General features: G+C 68.0%; 11 protein-coding genes and 1 riboswitch. Of the genes, 1 reads left to right on the plus strand and 10 read right to left on the minus strand.

The annotated features are described in order from the left end of the window. Positions 1-10: 10 nt before the first annotated feature. The 7 genes from D0B54_RS14450 to D0B54_RS14480 all read right to left on the minus strand — a co-directional run bounded on the left by D0B54_RS14450 (position 11) and on the right by D0B54_RS14480 (position 11,027). Entirely contained in the window at positions 11-1,339 is a 1,329-nt protein-coding gene (locus tag D0B54_RS14450; protein ID WP_162932431.1) for a GDSL-type esterase/lipase family protein, read from the minus strand. A gap of 118 nt (positions 1,340-1,457) precedes the next feature. Then, positions 1,458-2,267 carry an SDR family NAD(P)-dependent oxidoreductase gene (locus D0B54_RS14455; RefSeq protein ID WP_117291997.1) on the minus strand — a complete coding sequence of 270 codons (810 nt, stop codon included), beginning with the start codon at positions 2,265-2,267 and terminating at the stop codon, positions 1,458-1,460. A gap of 22 nt (positions 2,268-2,289) precedes the next feature. Continuing rightward, positions 2,290-4,722: a neutral/alkaline non-lysosomal ceramidase N-terminal domain-containing protein gene (locus tag D0B54_RS14460; RefSeq protein WP_162932432.1), complete on the minus strand. Its 2,433-nt coding sequence runs from the start codon at positions 4,720-4,722 to the stop codon at positions 2,290-2,292. 51 nt (positions 4,723-4,773) lie between these two features. Further along, positions 4,774-6,147 carry a DUF1329 domain-containing protein gene (locus D0B54_RS14465; RefSeq protein ID WP_117291999.1) on the minus strand — a complete coding sequence of 458 codons (1,374 nt, stop codon included), beginning with the start codon at positions 6,145-6,147 and terminating at the stop codon, positions 4,774-4,776. A gap of 24 nt (positions 6,148-6,171) precedes the next feature. Then, entirely contained in the window at positions 6,172-8,232 is a 2,061-nt protein-coding gene (locus D0B54_RS14470) for a DUF1302 domain-containing protein (RefSeq protein ID WP_162932433.1), read from the minus strand. Then, the gene (locus D0B54_RS14475; RefSeq protein WP_117292001.1) at positions 8,229-9,722 is read right to left on the minus strand and encodes an amino acid permease; all 1,494 of its coding nucleotides are present in this window, start codon (positions 9,720-9,722) and stop codon (positions 8,229-8,231) included. The genes D0B54_RS14470 and D0B54_RS14475 overlap by 4 nt, the downstream gene beginning before the upstream one ends. 9 nt (positions 9,723-9,731) lie before the next feature. Further along, the gene (locus tag D0B54_RS14480; RefSeq protein ID WP_117292002.1) at positions 9,732-11,027 is read right to left on the minus strand and encodes a D-amino acid dehydrogenase; all 1,296 of its coding nucleotides are present in this window, start codon (positions 11,025-11,027) and stop codon (positions 9,732-9,734) included. Between the two features lie 170 nt (positions 11,028-11,197). Then, positions 11,198-11,294: riboswitch (glycine riboswitch) on the minus strand. A gap of 161 nt (positions 11,295-11,455) precedes the next feature. Between D0B54_RS14480 and D0B54_RS14485 the strand changes: the two genes are divergently transcribed. Further along, entirely contained in the window at positions 11,456-12,529 is a 1,074-nt protein-coding gene (locus D0B54_RS14485) for a 1-aminocyclopropane-1-carboxylate deaminase/D-cysteine desulfhydrase (protein ID WP_117292003.1), read from the plus strand. 21 nt (positions 12,530-12,550) lie between these two features. Here the strand turns inward: D0B54_RS14485 and D0B54_RS14490 are convergent, their stop codons facing one another. From D0B54_RS14490 to D0B54_RS14500, 3 genes are all read right to left on the minus strand, one after another. Further along, positions 12,551-13,960 (minus strand): WS/DGAT/MGAT family O-acyltransferase, encoded by a 1,410-nt coding sequence (locus D0B54_RS14490; RefSeq protein ID WP_205527129.1) that lies wholly within the window; start codon positions 13,958-13,960, stop codon positions 12,551-12,553. 92 nt (positions 13,961-14,052) lie between these two features. Continuing rightward, positions 14,053-16,470: a DUF6351 family protein gene (locus tag D0B54_RS14495; RefSeq protein ID WP_162932434.1), complete on the minus strand. Its 2,418-nt coding sequence runs from the start codon at positions 16,468-16,470 to the stop codon at positions 14,053-14,055. Between the two features lie 99 nt (positions 16,471-16,569). Next, on the minus strand, positions 16,570-17,844 hold the full coding sequence (locus D0B54_RS14500; RefSeq protein WP_117292005.1) for a DSD1 family PLP-dependent enzyme: 1,275 nt from the start codon (positions 17,842-17,844) through the stop codon (positions 16,570-16,572). Positions 17,845-17,855: the final 11 nt, after the last annotated feature.

Consider the following 17,855-nt stretch of genomic DNA (forward strand, 5'->3'; position numbering starts at 1 on the left):
GCCTGTCCTTTCAGCGATTGCAATGCCCCACGGGGGGCGGCACCAGCGCCTCCAGCGGCACAGCCTGCGCCATCGCGGCGAAGCCGAGGGAATTCGGGTGCAGCAGGTCGGGGAAATACAGCAGCACGTTGGGCAGGGTCGTGCCGGGCAGCGCCAGCGCCGCCTCGAAATCGGCGAGCGAGTCGAAAGAGGAATCGGCGCGGATCAGCTCATTGAGGCGCTGGCGCTGTGGCTCCATCGTCGCCGGCTTCCAGCTGAACAACGGCGGAATCACGTCCATGCGCGGCGGGATCGTGCCGACGACGACGCAGAGACCGGCGGCGTGTGCGCGGTCGGACAAGGAGCGGATGCCCGCATGGATCTCCTCCGCCGCCACACCGGCACCGAGATCGTTGGTGCCCTCGAAGATCAGCACCGAGCGCACACCCGCGCGGTCCAGCACATCGCGGCCAAAGCGCTCCACCGCCGGCGCCCCCTGGTAGGCACTGTCTGCGCTGATCGCCGTGCGCGTCACGGTGTTGCTGTTGATGCCCTGGTTGAGCACACCCATCGCGATGCCGGCGCGCTGCAGGCGCTGTGCAAGGAAATCCGGCCAGCGCGTATTGGTCTCCGGCACCGCGTAAGAGCCGTCGGTGATCGAGTCGCCGATCGCGACGATCGCACCCGGCGATTGCGGCGCCAGCACGTCGATGCCGCTGAGGAAGAACCAGCCCAGCGTCGGCTGCGGGAAGCTCAGCCCGATGGGATCGCCGGTGCTGTCGCCGAGGTTCGGCAGGCCGACGTAGCTCAGCGCGAAGGACACGGCGTGCCAGGTGATGGGGCCGCTCTCGCCGATGACGTGGAAGGACACCGCCAGGTCCGTGCCGACGGCGTAGGAGAAATCCACCGCATCGCTGATCGCCTCGGCGCCCGGGGCGATGGTCACCTCGTCCCTGCCGCCGAACAGCACCGGGCGGCCGCTGCCGGGCAGGATCGCCGGTCCCGCCAGGCGCTGCGCGACCTGCACCGGGCCGACGCGCAGCGGCCGGTCGCCGACCAGGTTGGACAGGCGCACACGCAGCGTCTCGCCCCCCAGCGTCGGCCGCACCACCATGCGGAAGCTCTGGTCCACCGCCTGGTTTCCGGGCAGCAGGCTCGGGATCGGCGGCAGCGGCACCGGCTGCGGCACGGGGAGCAGGTCGGTCAAGGGCCCCAGCGGATACGGCCCGTAGGGCGCGGCGGCCCAGGCGCCGACCCAGCCCTGATCGTTGCGCGCGGTGGCGGATTCAACCGGTTCGCTGCCGCCACAGGCGGACAGCAGCAGGACAGCGGCCAGCAACGGCAGCCGACTCGGGGACATCGAGTTCTCCTCTCCGCTTTTTATGGATACATCCTGAACCGGATGCCCCGGCCAGGACTGTCGTCTGCGCGACAATCGATGCAGTAATTTCAGCCCATGCCCGTCAGCCCGTCAGCCTTCAGGCCGTGCGCGCCGGCCGGAACAGGCCGATGGCCTTCATGAACCACAGGTTGAGCCGCGGCGCCTTCTGGAAGACACGGACGGTGAGCCAGAGGATGAAGGGAAAGATGTGTTCGCGCTTGTTGCCGCGGATGGCTCGCACGACCTCGCGCGCCACCCGCTCCGGCAACAGCGTGGGGAACGCCGAGGACATGCGCGGATACCAGCGGAAGTCGGCGTCGTTGCGCTCGAAGTAGCCGGTGTCGACCTTCGAGGGACAGACCAGCGACACCCCTACGCCGTGCCGCTCCAGCTCTTCGCGCAGGCTCAGCGACAAGCCCATGATCGCGTGACGGCTGGCGGTGTACGGCACCATGTAGGGCAACGGGAAGTAGCTCGCCGGACTGGTGAGGTTGACGATATGACCCTCGCCGCGCGCGATCATGCCCGGCACCACGCTGTGACTGGCCGCCACCGCTGCGCCGAACGGCAGGTTGACGGTCAGCATCGCCTCCGGAAGGGTCATCCGGTCCAGCGGCTTGAAGGTACCGGCCCCGGCGTTGTTGACCAGGATCGCCACCGGCCCCAGTTCGGCGGCAGCAGCGCCGACTGCAGCGGCCACCGCCGCCGCGTCATTCGCATCGCAGGGATACACGCCGGCGACACCGCCTGCGGCGCGAATCTCCGCAGCCACCTGGTCCAGCCCTTCACGCCCGCGCGCGAGCAGCGCGACCTTGCAGCCTTCCTGCGCCAGCTGCCTGGCCACGGCGGCACCGATGCCCATGGATGCGCCGGTGACCAGCGCAACCTTTCCCCTGATCTGTTTCATCGTCCTGTCCTGAGCTTGCGGTTCATGGACAGTCCGACACCGGCCCGGCGACCGTGAACGGACTCGACAGACCGGTGTAGGAAACCTTGGGCAACACCAGTGTCTGCGCCGCGCCTTCCAGGCGCAGGCGATAGGTGCCCGCCGGCAGGTTCTTCGGGATGTGCCAGACCGCCTCGGCGGTGGACGACAGGCCGCCGCCTACCACCGGCAGGTCGATCGGCAAGGGCTGCGGCAGCGCGGGCTTCCACACGAACCACAGCTCCGGGTCACGGTCCTCGGCCACCACTTCCCAACTGCCATCCGCCTTCTCGCGCTCGGCGTAGACGTAGCTCTGCTGCGTGCGCAGGTCGTTGCGCGGATGGCCGGACTGGAACTCGGCGGTGACCGTGTCGCCCGGCGTCGCCGTGGCCGGCACGTCGGTCACAAGGCTGCCGAAGGCGCGCGGCAGCGGCAGGTCGCCGGCGACGTAGGGCGGCCGCAGCAGCACCGGCGTGCCGTCGACATAGTCCGGCCCCTCCGGCGCCGGCGTGCCGTCGCGCAGCGTGGCGGCGAGCTTGCGCAGCTCCTGCTGCACGGCGGCGAGCGTCCAGGGGCCGAAGATGTCGGAGGCGCCTTCGTATTGCTGCGAGGCGTACTCCTCGCGCGTCGGCAGGTAGTGCACGAAGTCGTTGGTCAGCGGCGCCACCACCACGGTGTCCACGCCGGCCGGCGCGAGCACATCCAGCATCATCTTGCGGATGCGGCGCGCCGACATGGTCGGCACTTCCCAGGGCAGGCCGATCAGCGCGAGGTTGCCGAGGCGCACGATCTGGAAGGGCAGCACCAGCGGCTCCGCCGGCACGCCCGCCACCGTCAGCGGCAGCGCCACCGGCTTCTCGGCCTGGCAGGAAAAATCGCCCAGCACCGGATTTGGCGGCAGCAGCTTGAGCTGGCACATCGCCACGGCCGACACCAGGTTCAGCGGCAGGATGTTCGGCGGGAAGCCGGAGACGTCGGCCGGCGGGCGGATCGCCAGCAGGGTCTGGAAATCGGCCGCCGCAGCGGCGATCAGGTCCAGGCCGGAGGCGCAGCTGACGCCCTCCACCGCCGGGCCCGGGCCATCCTCGGCACCGGCCGCGAAGGACGGGCCCAGCGCCGGCGAGCAGGTGCGCTTGACCGCGGCATCCATTTCCGCCGGATGCTTCAGGCTGGCCAGCACCACCGGGTCGGTGACTTCCACCTCGTCCATCTTCACGTGGAACAGGCGGTAGTCCACCGGGCCGGACAGCGCCGCGTCGCGTGCGTACAGTTCCAGGGCCTTGGCGATGTGCTTGGTGCCGGAGATGGCATTGGATTCGTAGTCGTCGGCCCCGCCGCCGCGCGTGGGATCGGGGTACGGCCGCTCCAGGATGAAGATGTTGGGCGAGGCGTCGCCCTGGTCGGCCTGGGCGAAGGCGGCGACGAAGCTGTCGATGCCGGGATCGGTCACGGCGTAGCCGGCCTTCATGATCCGCTCGAAGCCCAGCGCGGCGTAGCCCTTGTTGTCGGAGCTGACCAGCTTGAGGTTCTCGCCGACCACGGTGCCGTGCACTCCGAACCAGTTGAGGATGCCCACCGGCGAGCCGTTGCCGCGCACCAGGTTGAGCTGCACGACGCGCTTGTTGTTGCGCACCTCTTCGCCGCGGCGGTTGAGGAACTCGCGGCGCTCGGCCTCGCTGTTCATCTCGTAGGCCGGCGCAGAACGCTGGATGCTGGTGTTGAGCAGTTCGCCGCTGGCCACGCCGATGCGGGCACTGTCGGGGTGCGCGCGCAGGTTGGCGTCGGCGCGCTTGAGCGCCTGCACGATGCCGTCGGCGGTGACCTGGAAGGTGGCATCGTCAAAGCCGAGGTGCAGCAGGTTGTGGGCCAGGAAATGCGAGTAGCCGGCCGGGCCCTGGTGCGTGTGCGTGGCCGACAGCATCAGGTTCTCCGGCCCGTAGCGGCCCGCCAGCTCGGGGTCGGCGGCGATGGCTTCCAGTGCATGCAGGCGCAGCGCGCCGGTCATGATGCCGATGTCGGCGACGACGATCATCACGCGCTTGCCGTTGCAGGGCGACTCGATCGCGAAGGCGCGCGCGTACTGGCGCGTATGCAGGCCGCCGAAGACCTGCGCGGGATTCTCCCAGCCCATGCCGCTGGTGTTGGCCACCACGCCGGTGATGTCGTAAAGCCCGGAGCCGAAGCGGAACTGCTTGTTGCCCTTGCAGGTGGCGGGCGCCCCCACGGCGGGGACCGGCACCTCCAGGCGGCCCGGTGCGTCGAGCCCGGCGCCGACCTTCAGGTAGGGACTCTTCATCATGCAGGCGGCGCGCCGGGGGTCCGCCACGGCGGAAGAGCCTCCGGCGCCGTCGGGGGCCGAACTGCGGCCGCTGCAGGCCGCCAGCGTTGTGAGCAGCAGGCAGAACACTGCCGTGCCGATTCTTTTCTGAGTTCTCATTGTCATCGCTCCCCGGGGACTGCTCCCTCGATTCCGGCAGCAGCCGGACGATTATCCGCCCTTGGCCAGGTTCTGCATGTTGTCAGGCTCGAAGTGGCCCTTGGGGAACTTGCTGTCCTTGATCTCGCCGTCTTCGTTGTTGATCTGCTGCAGCAGGTAGCGGCCGCTGAGCAGGTCGTAGCTGACGTCGAGGACCGGCATCTGCCGCGGATCGTCCTTGCTGTAGAACACCAGCGAGTGATCTTCCTGCACCCGCCACAGCTGGCCGCGGGCGTCGTAGTTCTCGGCGGCGACGATCTGCCAGCCGTCCTCGTCGAGATAGAAGCGGCGCTTGGCGTAGGCGTGGCTGGTGCCGGACTTGAGGTTCGCTTCCACCACCCAGACCCGGTGCAGTTCGTAGCGGGCCTGTTCCTGGTTGATGTGGCCCGGGCGGACGATGTCCTTGTACTTCAGCTTGTCGCTATGGATGCGGTAGGCGTTGTAGGGGATGTACATCTCCTGCTTGCCGACCAGCTTCCAGGTGTAGCGGTCGAGGGCGCCGTTGAAGGTGTCGATCTGGTCGATCGTGGTGAGGCCGTCGGAGCCCGGATCCGGGTAGTCGTAGGCCAGGGCCGGCGCACGGCGCAGGCGACGCTGGCCGGGGTTGTACTCCCAGACCTTCTGCGGTTCCTTGCGCTGGTTCAGCGTGGAATGCGCCAGGTTGATGGTGCCGGCATTACGCGTGGGCTTCTTGTACAGCGCCATGTAGTAGAACGCGACATTGCCCAGCGATTCGTAGGTCATGCCCGGCAGCGCGATCGGGTTGAACACCGACTCCAGCACCATGCCGGGGGTGAAGCTGCCATCCTGGTTGACCGGAATCTTGGCGTTGGGGCGCACGACGCTGACGCCGGAGTTCTTCAGCTTGTGGTTCCAGATCACCTCCTGCCCGGTCTTGGGGATCGGGAACGGCGCGGCACCGACGGCGTTCTGCAGGTTGTCGCCGTCATCGCTGAGCGTGGCATTGAGCGCGTTGTTGTATGCGGCGTCATACAGGTGCGGCGCATTGATCATCGTGCGCCGAGTCGGGTAGACCGGCATCCTGTAGGTCTTGGGATAGCGCTCGAACATCGCGACCTGCCCGGCACCGAGCTTCGCCTTGTACTGGGCGAGGTTGTCCCTGGTGATCGTGAACAGCGGCTTGTCTTCGGGGAACGGGTCCACCAGGTATTTGCCGTTGGTCCAGCCGGCGGGCGCGGTCTTGAGGCCGCCGTCCCAGGCCGGGATCGAGCCGTCGGCGTTGGCCTTCTTCTCGCCGCCCAGCGGCATCAGCGTACCGTCCTTGAGCCTGGCCGCTTCGGCGGCAGGGACCTTGGCCTGCACGGCCTGGGCGCAACCCAGGATCAGTACCGTGGCGAAGCCCAGCTTGCGGAGTAGTGTGTTCATCGGATTGCCTCGGGTCGCTTTACATCAGAAATTGAAGATGACGTTGGCCGCGAGATTGTCGCGGTCACGCAGCAGATTGAACTCGTCGGCACCGGTGTACCAGACGTATACGAGATTGGCGCTCCACAGCTCCTGCGCCTTCAGTGTCAGGCCCAGGTCGAACTCCATGCGGCCCTCGATGAAGTTGCCGCCAGGTCCCGGCGCGGTGCCCTGGACGTCGTGCGCGATCAGCAGGTTGGGCTTCCAGGTCAGGCCGAAGGGACCATCCGGGTACTCCAGCTCCTGGTAGACGCGGTAGCCCCAGGAAACCTGCGTCGCGAAGCCCCGCTTCTGCTGCGTGGGGTTGGTGCGGTCGGGGTCGGCCGTACCGTCGGGATCGCCGGTACCGTCGATGCCCGGTGCATAGCTGGCGCTGGTGCCCGGCCCTTCGAACTGCAGCTGGTTCAGCGAGGGCATGTCCAGCACATGGGTCAGGCCGGCCTCGATCAGCATCAGCCATTGGGCGGCGTGGAAGGGGTTGTTCGACGCCAGGCGCAGCGCGCTGAGGTTGAGCTGGCCGACCTTCATGCGCTCGTAGCCCTTGATGGTGTCGCCGGGCATCACGGTGTGGCCGCGATAGATCGTCTCGATGTAGTCGGGTGCGCCGTGGCGCGCACCGGGAATGGTCAGGCCCACCAGCGGCACCGGCACATCCTGGCGCGGGAAGGCCGGCTGCAGCGCGGCGAAGCTGAGGTCCACGGCATCGACCTGGATCGGCAGGTTGGGCCGGAACGCGTACTCGCCCTGGAACGACCACTCGCCCACCGGCGACACCACGCTGGCGCCGATCATCTGCACGTCCTCGGGGTATTCGAGGAAGTAGCGGATCGTGTCCACCGGTGCCGCCTCGCCGCCGAGCAGGCAGAACGGCAGCACCAGCAGCGGCGTCGAGTCCAGCGCCTCGGGGGCCTGGCGGCAGGACGAGGCGTCGGCGGCGATGAAGCTGCCGATCGGCAGGCGGTTGTGGTAGTTGGCGAAGTACAGGCCGAAGGTGGTGCCCTCGCCCAGTTCCTCGGCGTAGAACTTCAACTCCGCGCCGTACTGGCCGCCGTCGCGAGGCTCGCGGTCCGGGTCGCGGTAGAACGTGCGGCCGGAGTTCGACAAGGGCGCGTTGGGACGAATCTGGTTGTCCGGATCTTCCGGCGTCTGGCCCTGCAGGTGCGCCAGGCGGCCGCCGGTGCCGGTGGTGTCGTCGGTGGAGTAGTAGCTGCCCGCCGACTCCAGCTCCACCGGCTCCCAGCCGAACTGGTAGAAGACCTGCGCGCTGAGGCCGTTGCCGAAGTTGGTCCCCAGCAGCAGCATCGGCACCGGCGTGAACGCCTCGTTCAGCGTTCCGACCGGGAACTCCAGGCGGTTGGCGCTGGGCGGGTTGATCGTGTTGATGCTGTTGAGCACCAGGAAGTTGCTCTCGCCCCAGGTGATGTTCTGGCGGCCGAGGGTGATGTTCAGCGTGTTGTCGTTGAAGAACGGCACGGAGCCGTAGACGTAGGCTTCCATCAGGTCCACGCGCCGGCCGATCTCGTCCTCCACGCCCCTGGGCCGGCGCGTATGCGCGGGCTGGAAGACGGTGTTCGGGTGACTTTCCTCGAAGCCGTCGTTGACCGGATCGTAGTAGAACAGGCCGCGGGTGAAGATGCCCCAGTCGTCGCGCGACAGCTTCATCTGGACGCTGAGCCTGGACGTGGCGGCGACCAGGTCGTACTGGTCGTAGTTGAGGTCGCCGTTGTCGTAGTCCGGCAGCAGGTTGCCCTTCGCGGCCAGGTAGCGGGCATTGCCGTCGATACCGGCGCAGTCCGCGCCATCGGCGCCGCAGAGGCCCTGCTGGCCCTGGACATTGAGCTTGCCGAGCAGGCGAGAGTCGCGGTCCTGCATGCGGACACGGGCGCCGACGGCCAGTTCGGCCTTGAGTTCGCCGCTGACGCCGCTTTCTCCCAGGTCGAACTCCACCGCGGCTGCGCGGCCTGTGATCGACAACGCCGCCATCAGGGCCAGCAACCGCAGCCCGCGCCATTGTGGTCGTACCGACCCGCTGCCTGTCGTCCTCACGCGCCTCGCTCCTCAGCTGCGGCGCCGGGGGTCCCCTGCGCCACGTTATGGGGGAATACTAAGGAATCACCCCCTCTGCCCGGCAGATCATTGGCGGACGCCGAAGGGGTCGCACAAGGCCAGGAGGGGCGCCCGAGGTGGCTGCGGCGGCGGGCATAGAGGAAGTACACCGCCAGCCCCAGCAGCATCCACAGACCGAAGCGCTGCCAGGTCGCCGCCGGCAGGCTCAGCATCAGCGCCAGGCAGGCGATCATGCCCAGCACCGGCAGCAGGGGGTAGAACGGCACCCGGAACGGCCGCGGCAGCTCCGGCCGCGTGCGGCGGGCGACGATGACGCCCAGGCAGACCATGGTGAAGGCGGCCAGCGTGCCGATGTTGGTCAGCTCGGCCACCTGGCCGATGGGCGTAAACCCTGCGATGCCCGCGATCAGCACGGCACTGGCCAGGATCACCCGCACCGGCGTCTGCGTCTTCGGGTTCACCCGGGACAGGGCCGGCGGCAGCAGGCCATCGGTGGACATCGCCAGGAAGATGCGCGTGAGGCCGAAGAACAGCACCAGCATCACCGTGGTCAGCCCCGCGATCGCCCCGGCGGCGATCAGCGCGGAGGCCCACTTGTAGCCCAGGCCCAGCAGCACCTGCGCCACCGGCGAGGGATTGTTGAGCGTGTCGTAGTGCGCCACGCCGGTCAGCAGGCCGGCGACAACGATGTAGATCGCGGTGCAGATCGCCAGCGACGCCAGGATGCCGATGGGTACGTCGCGCTGCGGGTTGACCGCCTCGTCGGCCGCGGTGGAGACCGCGTCGAAGCCGATGTAGGCGAAGAAGATCGTCGCCGCACCCGTCATCACGCCGCCCCAGCCGAAGGGCATGAACGGCGTCCAGTGCGCCGGCTCGACATGGAATGAAGCGATGCCGATGAACAGCGCGATGGCCAGCACCTTCACCAGCACCATCACGGCGTTGAAACGTGCCGATTCCCGCGCCCCGGCCACCAGCAGGATGGCCAGCAGGCCGACGATGGCCGCCGCCGGCAGGTTGATCAGCCCACCCTCATGCGGCGCGTGCAGCAGCGCCGGCGGCAGGTGGAGACCCACCGCCTGCAGGGCGTTGGTGAAATAGCCCGACCAGCCGATCGCCACCGTCGCCGTGGCGACGCCGTACTCCAGGATCAGCGCCCAGCCGATGATCCAGGCCGGCAGCTCGCCGACGCTGGCGTAGGCATAGCCGTAGGCGCTGCCGCAGCCGCCGATGCTGGACGACAGCTCGGCATAGGACAGCGCGGCGAAGGCGCAGGCCAGGCCGGCAACGACGTAGGACAGCACGATCGCCGGTCCCGCGTGGGTCGCGGCCGCGATGCCGGTCAGCACGAAAATGCCGGCGCCGATGATGCAGCCGATGCCGAGCAGGGTCAGGTCGGTGGCGGTCAGGCAGCGTCGCAGGCCGGTGACGGCATGGGGCGTGATGGTCTTGGTTCTCAGCAGGCTCATGGCATCCTCTCAGGAAATGGTTTGTACTTGGCCGCCGCCGCCGGCGGCGGGCAGCCCGGTGAAGGCGAAATCCAGTTCCGGCCGGCGTCCGCAGACGATGTCGGAGATGGCGCTGCCGGAGCCGCAGGCATGGGTCCAGCCCAGCGTGCCGTGGCCGGTGTTCAGGTACAGGTTCGGCACCCGGCTGCGCCCGATGTAAGGCAGGTTGGACGGGGTGGCAGGGCGCAGCCCGGTCCAGAACTGTGCCTTCGAGCTGTCGCCGGCACCGGGAAACAACTGCTCGACCCGGCGCACGATCGCCTGGCAGCGCACCGGGTTGAGGTTGCGGTCGTAGCCGTTGAGCTCGGCCGTGCCGGCGATACGCAGGCGGTCGCCGAGACGCGAGAACACCAGCTTGTACTCGTCGTCGGTGAGCGACACCTGGTGGGCCATCGATTCGTCGAGGATCGGCATCGTCACCGAGTAGCCCTTGGCCGGATAGATGTTGAGACGCAGGCCGAGCTGCTGTGCCAGCAGCGGGCTGAAGCTGCCCAGCGCCATCACGTAGTTGTTGGCCTTGAGCTGGACATACCGACCCTCGCCATCCACTGCCTCGACATGGTGCAGGCGCCCCTCGGTGGTGCGCAGCGCGGTGACCTGGTGGTTCATCAGGAACTTCACGCCACGCGCGGCGCAGAGCGCGGCCAGCGTGCGGGTGAACTGCTGCGCGTCGCCGGACTCGTCCGCCGCGGTGTAGGTCGCGCCTGCCAGTTGCGGGCGGATGTGCCGCAGCGCCGGCTCCAGTGCCACCGCCTCGTCGGCCGAGATCAGGCGGCGGTCGCAGCCCAGCTCCTGCATCTGCTTCGTGGGGGCCACCGCGGCGTCGAACTCGCGCGCACTGGTATAGAAATGCAGGATGCCCTGCGTGCGCTGGTCGTACTGCAGGCCGGTGTCGCGACGCAAGGCCTGGAGCATGTCGCGGCTGTAGCTGCCGAGCTGCACGATCTGGCGGATGTTGTGCCGCGTGCGCCAGGGCAGGCACTCATGCAGGAAACTGAGGCCCCACCACCACTGGCGCGGATCGAAGCGCGGCCGGAACAGCAGCGGTGCATCCTCGCGCAGCAGCCACTTCAGCGTCTTCCAGGGCGCCCCGGGATTGGCCCAGGGCTCGGCGTGGCTGACCGACACCTGGCCGCCGTTGGCGAAGCTGGTTTCTGCGGCGGGCTGCGCCTGCCGATCGATGACGGTGACGTCGCAGCCCCTGCGGTTCAGGTAATACGCGGTGGTCACGCCGATCACGCCGGCGCCAAGAACGATCACTCTCATTGCAATGCTCCCAATACAGCAACGGAAGAGACGGCACTACGGGCCCTGTCGGGCTCGTCCGTGCCGCTCCCCCTGTCCTTGGGCCTGAGAGTTTCCGCAGGACGAACCTGCGTTGCTTCTTCGGCGGATCCATCCCGTTGCGAAAACGGATCGCTCTCCAGACGGCTATGTGACCTGTCGCAGTACGTGTACCTGAGCGTTCATGGGAGATTGCGCCTTCGGTGGACGGCCTGCCTGGGCAAGCCGCCGCTCTCCTGCGACGGGTTCAGGGCCTCATGCGCCGGCTTTCGCCCAACGCCCGATGCCCTGATGTCGATTGAGTATCGAGCAGTTACCAGGCCAGGATCAGGGTGCGCAGCGGACACGCGGAGGTCATCTGCGGCCAGCTTTGACTGCACCCGGCGCCCAGGCGATACAGTGGCACCGCCATGGACCTTTCGCCCTATCCCCTGCTCACGGCCTACCGCGCGCTCGCCGCCGCGCTGCCGGTCGCCGGCCTGCTGGCCGGGCCGACGCCCGTCGAGCGGCTCGCCGGCGGTGACTCCCTGTTCCTCAAGCGCGACGACCTGACCGCCACCGACTACGGCGGCAACAAGATCCGCAAGCTGGATTTCCTGCTCGCGGCCGCAAAGGCTCGCGGCGCGCGCGAACTGCTGACCTTCGGCTACGCAGGGTCCAACTTCGTTGCCGCCACCGCCTGGCACGGCCGCAAGCTGGGACTCGACACCCTCGCCTACCTGCTGCCCCAGCCCGGCGCAGCCTACGTCGCCGACAACCTTGCGATCGGCCTGCATGCTGGTGCCGAATTGCGGGAGCTGCCGGACGACAAGCGCATCATCGCCGCCGCCCTGTTGCGTAGCGCGCGCAGCCTGGTACGCCGCGGGCGGCTGCCCGAATGGATTCCGCCCGGGGGCTCGGCGCCGGTCGGAGTCGCCGGCTACATCAACGCCGCCTTCGAACTGCGACAGCAGGTCAACGCCGGCCTTCTGCCGGAACCCGAATTGATCTATGTCGCCTTCAGCAGCATGGGTACGGTGGCGGGCCTGTCGCTGGGGCTGGAACTGGCTGGCCTGCGCAGCCGGATCGTCGCGGTGCAGGTCGTGGATCACCGCTATGCAGGCCCGCAGAAGCTGCAGCGCCTGATCGAACGCACGCGCAGCCACCTGCACAGCATCGACTCCGGATTTCGGCGGCGCGCAACATCACCGGAACGCATCAGCATCCGCGACGAGTTCTTCGGCAGCGGCTATGCCCGGCCGACACCACAGACCCGCGCGGCGGTGGCACGCTTTGAAGCCGCCAGCGGCGCCCGCGCCGACAGCGCCTACTCCGGCAAGGCCCTGGCCTGCCTCTACCAGGACCTGGATGCCGGCGAACTGTACGGCCGCGACGTATTGTTCTGGCACACCTTCAACGCTCACCCCTTGCCGGCCGGCGTGAGCCATCCCGAGCCCGCGCGGATACCGGAAAGCCTGCGTCACTACTTCGGTGACCGGCGGTAGCGGCGAGACCGCGCCTGCGGCTCAGCCGCGCCTGGGCTTCGCCGCACCGTAGACCGCGGTCTCCAGTTCCTCCAGCGCCTCGCCGGTATAGACCGCGATGCGCTGCATGTGCGGCAGCGTGTCGCGGCAGGCCACGAAGCCGAAGCTCAGCGTGTCGGCGTAGCCATGGCAGGTGATGTTGATCGCCTGGCCATGGGTGACCAGCGACACCGGATAGTTCGCCACCAGCTTGGCGCCCCGCAGATAGAGCGGCTGCTGCGGGCCGGGCACGTTGGACACGGTGACATTGAACACCGGCCGTGTGCGGCCGCCCAGGCCGCTGAGCAACTGCAGGATGTAGGGACCCATCAGCAGCATGGTGTAGCTCTCCAGGGCGCTCTTCGGCAGGCTCTGCAGGTGCGCCTTGGCGCGCTGCGTCGAGGCGCGGATCGCCTGCAGGCGTTCGACCGGGTCGACGATGTCGGTGCCCAGCGTGGAGATGATGAAACTGATCGCGTTGCCCTGCTCCTGGTCGTCGGCCGGCCGCACCGATACCGGGATGCCGGCCGTCAGGGGCTGCGCCGGCAGTTCGCCGGCCTCCTCCAGGAAGCGGCGCAGCGCCGCACCGCAGAGCGCCAGCACCACATCGTTGAGCGAGCAGTCCGCGGCCTTGGCCAGCTTCTTCACCCGCTCGATCGAATACAGCTGCGTGGCGAAGCGGCGCTGGCCGGTGATGCGGCCATTGAGCATCGACTTGGGGGCCTTGAACGGCACGCCCATCGGGTCGGTCTTGCTGCGCGCCGCGCGCAGCAGTTCGCGCGTGGCCCGCGCCAGTTCCGGCACCGAGCTGAACTTCTGCCGCAGGCCTGCGACCAGTCCACCGACCGCATCGGCGGCGCTGGTCAGGGACGCGGTCGGCGCACGCTTCTCCGGCGGCACCGACCAGAAGGCCGGCAGCTCATGGTCCTCCGGCGTCTTGGCCAGCATGCGCGCCAGCAGGCGCATGCCGCTGACGCCGTCGATCAGTGCATGGTGCATCTTGATGTAGAGCGCGAAGCGGTTGTGCTCCAGGCCCTGGATCACGTGACATTCCCAGGGCGGGCGGCGGAAGTTCAGCGGCCGGCTGTGCAGGCGCGCAATCAGGATGCCGAGTTCGCGTTCGCCGCCCGGCCAGGGCAGCGCCGACAGCCGCACGTGGTAGTCGAGATCGACGTCTTTTTCCTCCACCCACTCGTGCCGCAGGTTCTTCAGACGAGAGCTGCGCAGCTTGCGGTTCCAGGGCGCGTAGAACTGCTGGTGCTCGCGCGAGTCCTTGAACAGGTCCTGGAAATAGCTCAGCGGCGCGCCCTTGGGCAGCTCGAAGATCATCAGGCCGGCGACGTGCATCGGCGTGTCCTTCGACTCGACATAGAGCCAGGACGCGTCCATCGGATTGAGAGCCTTGGTTGCCATGCATCTTCTCCCCTTGATAACGGTTATCGGACCGCGGCGGCGCTACGGCAGTGTGAGCCCGTTCGAGGCCGATCGCACGCCGCCGCCCCGCGCTACGGTCCCGTGGTCCTGAAGGCCGCTCCCGACCAGCCGTCGGCCACGCCGGCCGGTGCCGGCGGCAGCGGCCGGCCGCCGTAGACCACCCTGCCCTTGTCGTCCTGGTAGGTCTGCCAGGGAATCGTCGGCTGCAGGCTGACCGGCGGCAGGCTGAAGTCGCAGACGCCCTCGGAGAAGATCTCCTGCATCCGTGCCCACTGCGCGTCGCTGAGCCCCAGCAGTCCGTAATTGTCGCTGCGGTCCAGCGGCTTGAGCTGGCACTTGCTGGTGAGCGTGGAGAGCGCATCCCCCGCCACCACACGCGGCGTGCTGAAGCGCGTCTGCACCAGGTCGCCGACCAGGCCGGGGCCACAAACCGTCTGCAGTACCGGATCCACCACCAGGCCGAACACCGGGTTGAGTACCGGGTGGAGGATGGCGTTGATCGGATCGAGGATCGGCCCCAGCACCGGGCCGAGTATCGGATCGAGCAGGCCGCTGAGGATCGGCAGGAACAGGCCATCCGGCGTGGAAGGATTGGACACCGCGCAACGGTCCTTGATGTCGGCTGGACGGTCGCTGACGATCTTCTGCGACAGCGGAATGTCGCGGCTGTCCGCCTCCACCGCCGCCAGCCAGCGGTCCATCGCGACCAGGCCCGCCGCGGTGAAGCCAGGGTCGCCGATGATCAGGATCGGGCCATACCAGATCACATGGTTGTCGTAGTGCCCCTGGGCCTTGAGCAGGCGCTCGCGCACGGCGAAGGCGCGGTAGGCATCGTGGGCGAGGCCGACATCGGGCCCGGTCAGGTTGATGATCGCCACGTCGGCGAGATTGTTGGCGACGTTGAGCGCGCCGCTGCGGTAGATGTTGGCCAGCGCCGGCTGGTCGGCGACCAGGCGGTTCGGCACCGGATTGACGTCGATGTCCAGGCCGCCGATCTTGGCGTTGAGGTCGACGAACATGTCCGCCGTGATCAGTCCCTGCCGCAGGGTTTCGAGCCCATACTGGACACCGGCATTGTCGACGCCGATGCCGGCGAACCCGTGGCCGATCGCCTGCTCGGCCGGCGTCCAGACGCTGCGGTCACGCAGCCCCAGCACATTGATCATCGCGTCCGGCACGCCGCCGCGCACGCCGCCCGGATTGGTTTCGGGATGGTACTGCTGCGCGGCATCCAGGCCTGGCCGGGGACTGGTGGGAAAGAAGGCATCGAAGAACCCTATGTCGCTGACGATCGCATTGACCGGCAGCAGGTTGCCCTCGACGGCGGCCCACTGCAGCGGTGTCCAGATCACGCCGGCGGCCCATTTCGCCGGAGACTCGAAATAGCGGCGCAGCAAGTGGTAATCCATGACCTGCGTGGCAGAAGACCAGCTGTCGGGGAACGAGCACTGCGGCAGGATGCCCTGGTAGATGCCCGGATAGGCGTTGGCCACCTGCTGCTGCGTGATCGAGCCCCCCGAGCAGCCGGTACCGATGGTGTAGCGCAGCTCGCCATAGGTTTCGACGAGATGCTCCTTGGCCATCATCAGCGACTCGGCCTGGGTCACGATGTTGCAGTTCTTGCCGTTGTCGTTGAGCGCGGTGGACATCACCGCGAAGCCCAGTCCCAGCGCCACCGTCGGGCTGTCGCCCAGCAGTGGGCCGATGCCGGCCGGCAGGAAGTCGAAGGTGCCGGAATAGTCGGTGGTCGGCGCCGCCCAGGTCTCGTAGCGGGTACCGCAGCCACCGCCATGGGTGATCAGCAGCTTGCGGTTCCATTGCTGCTGCGGCGCCCAGGGCTCCCAGGGTTCGCCGGGTCGGAACAGCGTGGCGATGCGGTACTGGTTGCGGTCCTGGTAGCCGATCTCGACGCGCACGACGAAGGGTACCGACACGCCCTGGTCGGTGGTGGTGGTTGCGACACCGGCCGGCGGATTCTCCGGATCGTAGGGCTGCAGCTGCGGCGTCAGCGGATTGATCGACTTGTAGAGATAGCTGTACTGGGGCGGCTGGTTGCACTGCGCATCCACCGCGCCTTCCTGGCATTTCCAGGGCTGCAGCTGCGGGCCGGAGAACACCGGGCCGCCATTGGGGTGGTTGATGATCGTGATGCTGCCACGCGAGCCGTCCGGGAAGCGTGCGCTCAGGACGTTGCGGCCCAGGGCCAGGCCGCTCACCCGGCCGGTGACGCGGCCGTCGGCGCGACGCGCGAACGAGGAGGAAACGTTGCGCCCCGCGACTTCCACCCGGAGCTTCGCGGCATCGGCCGTTTCAGGCAGCAGCAGTTCCACCAGGGCATCGCCGCCACTGATCAGGTCCGCGCGGTTGGACAAGACCTTGATCGCCAGGGAGGCCGATGGGCTCTCCTCGCCGGAAACAGGCTCGCTGCGCTGGCAGCCGGCCACAAGGACTACCGCCGCGACGGCGGCAAGTACTACTGGAAAACGCATGACCTCTCCTCGTCCAATGTTTCGTTATAGGTGCGCGACCGCGCACCACCCGGAATCTGCGTCCGGGCCTGGTCAAACCATACACCTATCGGCCGGCGATTACCCGGCTGCCTGCGACAATACCGGCCAGCGGTCCACGATCCTGCCGCCGCGCAGGGCGATCAGGTCGCCGAACTCCAGCAGCACGCCCTCCACCTGCACCGGCCGCAGGAAGACGTGGTCGTCGACCTTCAGTCCGGTGTCGATCGAGGCGGTGACGTTCTCCTGGTTGGAGCTGTGGCCGTAGAGCTCGTTGCGGCGCAGGCCGCGCGGCGACTCGTACTCGGCCATCCAGTTGCCGCCGTAGATGAAGAAGGTCTCGCGCAGGTTGGGATCCCACCCGTTCATCATCCGCGACAGGCCGTCGAGGCCCGGCAGGCGCAGCGGGCCCTCGGCCTTGAGTACCGGCGTGGCGATGAAGGCGGCCGGCACATGCTCGGCCAGGGTGTCGATATCGTAGTGCGTCGGCTTGAGCATCGCGGTGCCGACCGAGATGTCGTTGCTGAGGCTCTCCTGCTCGTGCAGGCGGTAGGTCGGGCTGCCGGCAGTGTTGAGCGTCAGGTCCTCGCGCCACAGCTTCGGAAACTGGCTGCGCAGCAGGTCGACGCGCTGCTGGTAGGTCTGCATGACCTTGCCGAACAGTTCCTCGCGCGTGCCGGCCAGGCGCGGCAGCGCGGTGACGTGCGGGTCGTAGCCCATGAAGCCGGCGAACTCGAGCTGCTGCGGATGGGCCTCGATCAGCTTCAGCATCTGCGCCAGCGTCTGGTCGCTGTCGACACCGCCGCGATGCAGGCCGACGTCGATCTCGATGTTGATGCGCAGCTTCGTGCCCAGGCCCTGCGCCAGCTCCAGGTACTGCTGCAGGCGTTCCGGCGTATCGAGCAGCCATTGCATCTGGCGCGAGGGATCGAAACTGCCCTTCAGGTTCTGGTAGAACAGCCCGGCGGAGCGGACCGGCAGGGGCTTGCCGATCAGGATGTCGGCGTCCGGGAACAGCAGGGCGTCGTCGTTGGCGAAAGGCTGGTGGAAGGACATCAGGCGCTTCGTGCCGGCCTTCCGCATGATGTAGTCGAGCAGCTTCGCACTGGGCAGCGACTTCTCCACCACGCGGTAGTGCTTCGGCGCACGCACCGACTTCACCACCTGGGCGATGTTGTGGTCCAGCCGGTCGAGATCGATCACCAGGCTGGGGCGCCAGTTGCCGTTGCGCTTCAGCTCCTGGTTCAGCGCGCGGAAATAGTCGTCGTAGGGCGCGCCCTCGGCACCGGGCCTGGCCCACCAGGCCGCACCGGCACCCAGCGCCGCGGCCCCCAACAGGAAATTGCGACGCTTCATGTCTACTCCTC

The sequence above is a fragment of the Solimonas sp. K1W22B-7 genome (genome assembly GCF_003428335.1).
Taxonomy (GTDB): domain Bacteria; phylum Pseudomonadota; class Gammaproteobacteria; order Nevskiales; family Nevskiaceae; genus Solimonas_A.

Coding starts and splice junctions, on each gene's coding strand:
- D0B54_RS14450 (WP_162932431.1), bottom strand. CDS start 1,339: ATGTCCCCGAGTCGGCTGCCGTTGCTGGCCGCTGTCCTGCTGCTGTCC.
- D0B54_RS14455 (WP_117291997.1), bottom strand. CDS start 2,267: ATGAAACAGATCAGGGGAAAGGTTGCGCTGGTCACCGGCGCATCCATG.
- D0B54_RS14460 (WP_162932432.1), bottom strand. CDS start 4,722: ATGAGAACTCAGAAAAGAATCGGCACGGCAGTGTTCTGCCTGCTGCTC.
- D0B54_RS14465 (WP_117291999.1), bottom strand. CDS start 6,147: ATGAACACACTACTCCGCAAGCTGGGCTTCGCCACGGTACTGATCCTG.
- D0B54_RS14475 (WP_117292001.1), bottom strand. CDS start 9,722: ATGAGCCTGCTGAGAACCAAGACCATCACGCCCCATGCCGTCACCGGC.
- D0B54_RS14480 (WP_117292002.1), bottom strand. CDS start 11,027: ATGAGAGTGATCGTTCTTGGCGCCGGCGTGATCGGCGTGACCACCGCG.
- D0B54_RS14485 (WP_117292003.1), top strand. CDS start 11,456: ATGGACCTTTCGCCCTATCCCCTGCTCACGGCCTACCGCGCGCTCGCC.
- D0B54_RS14490 (WP_205527129.1), bottom strand. CDS start 13,960: ATGGCAACCAAGGCTCTCAATCCGATGGACGCGTCCTGGCTCTATGTC.
- D0B54_RS14495 (WP_162932434.1), bottom strand. CDS start 16,470: ATGCGTTTTCCAGTAGTACTTGCCGCCGTCGCGGCGGTAGTCCTTGTG.
- D0B54_RS14500 (WP_117292005.1), bottom strand. CDS start 17,844: ATGAAGCGTCGCAATTTCCTGTTGGGGGCCGCGGCGCTGGGTGCCGGT.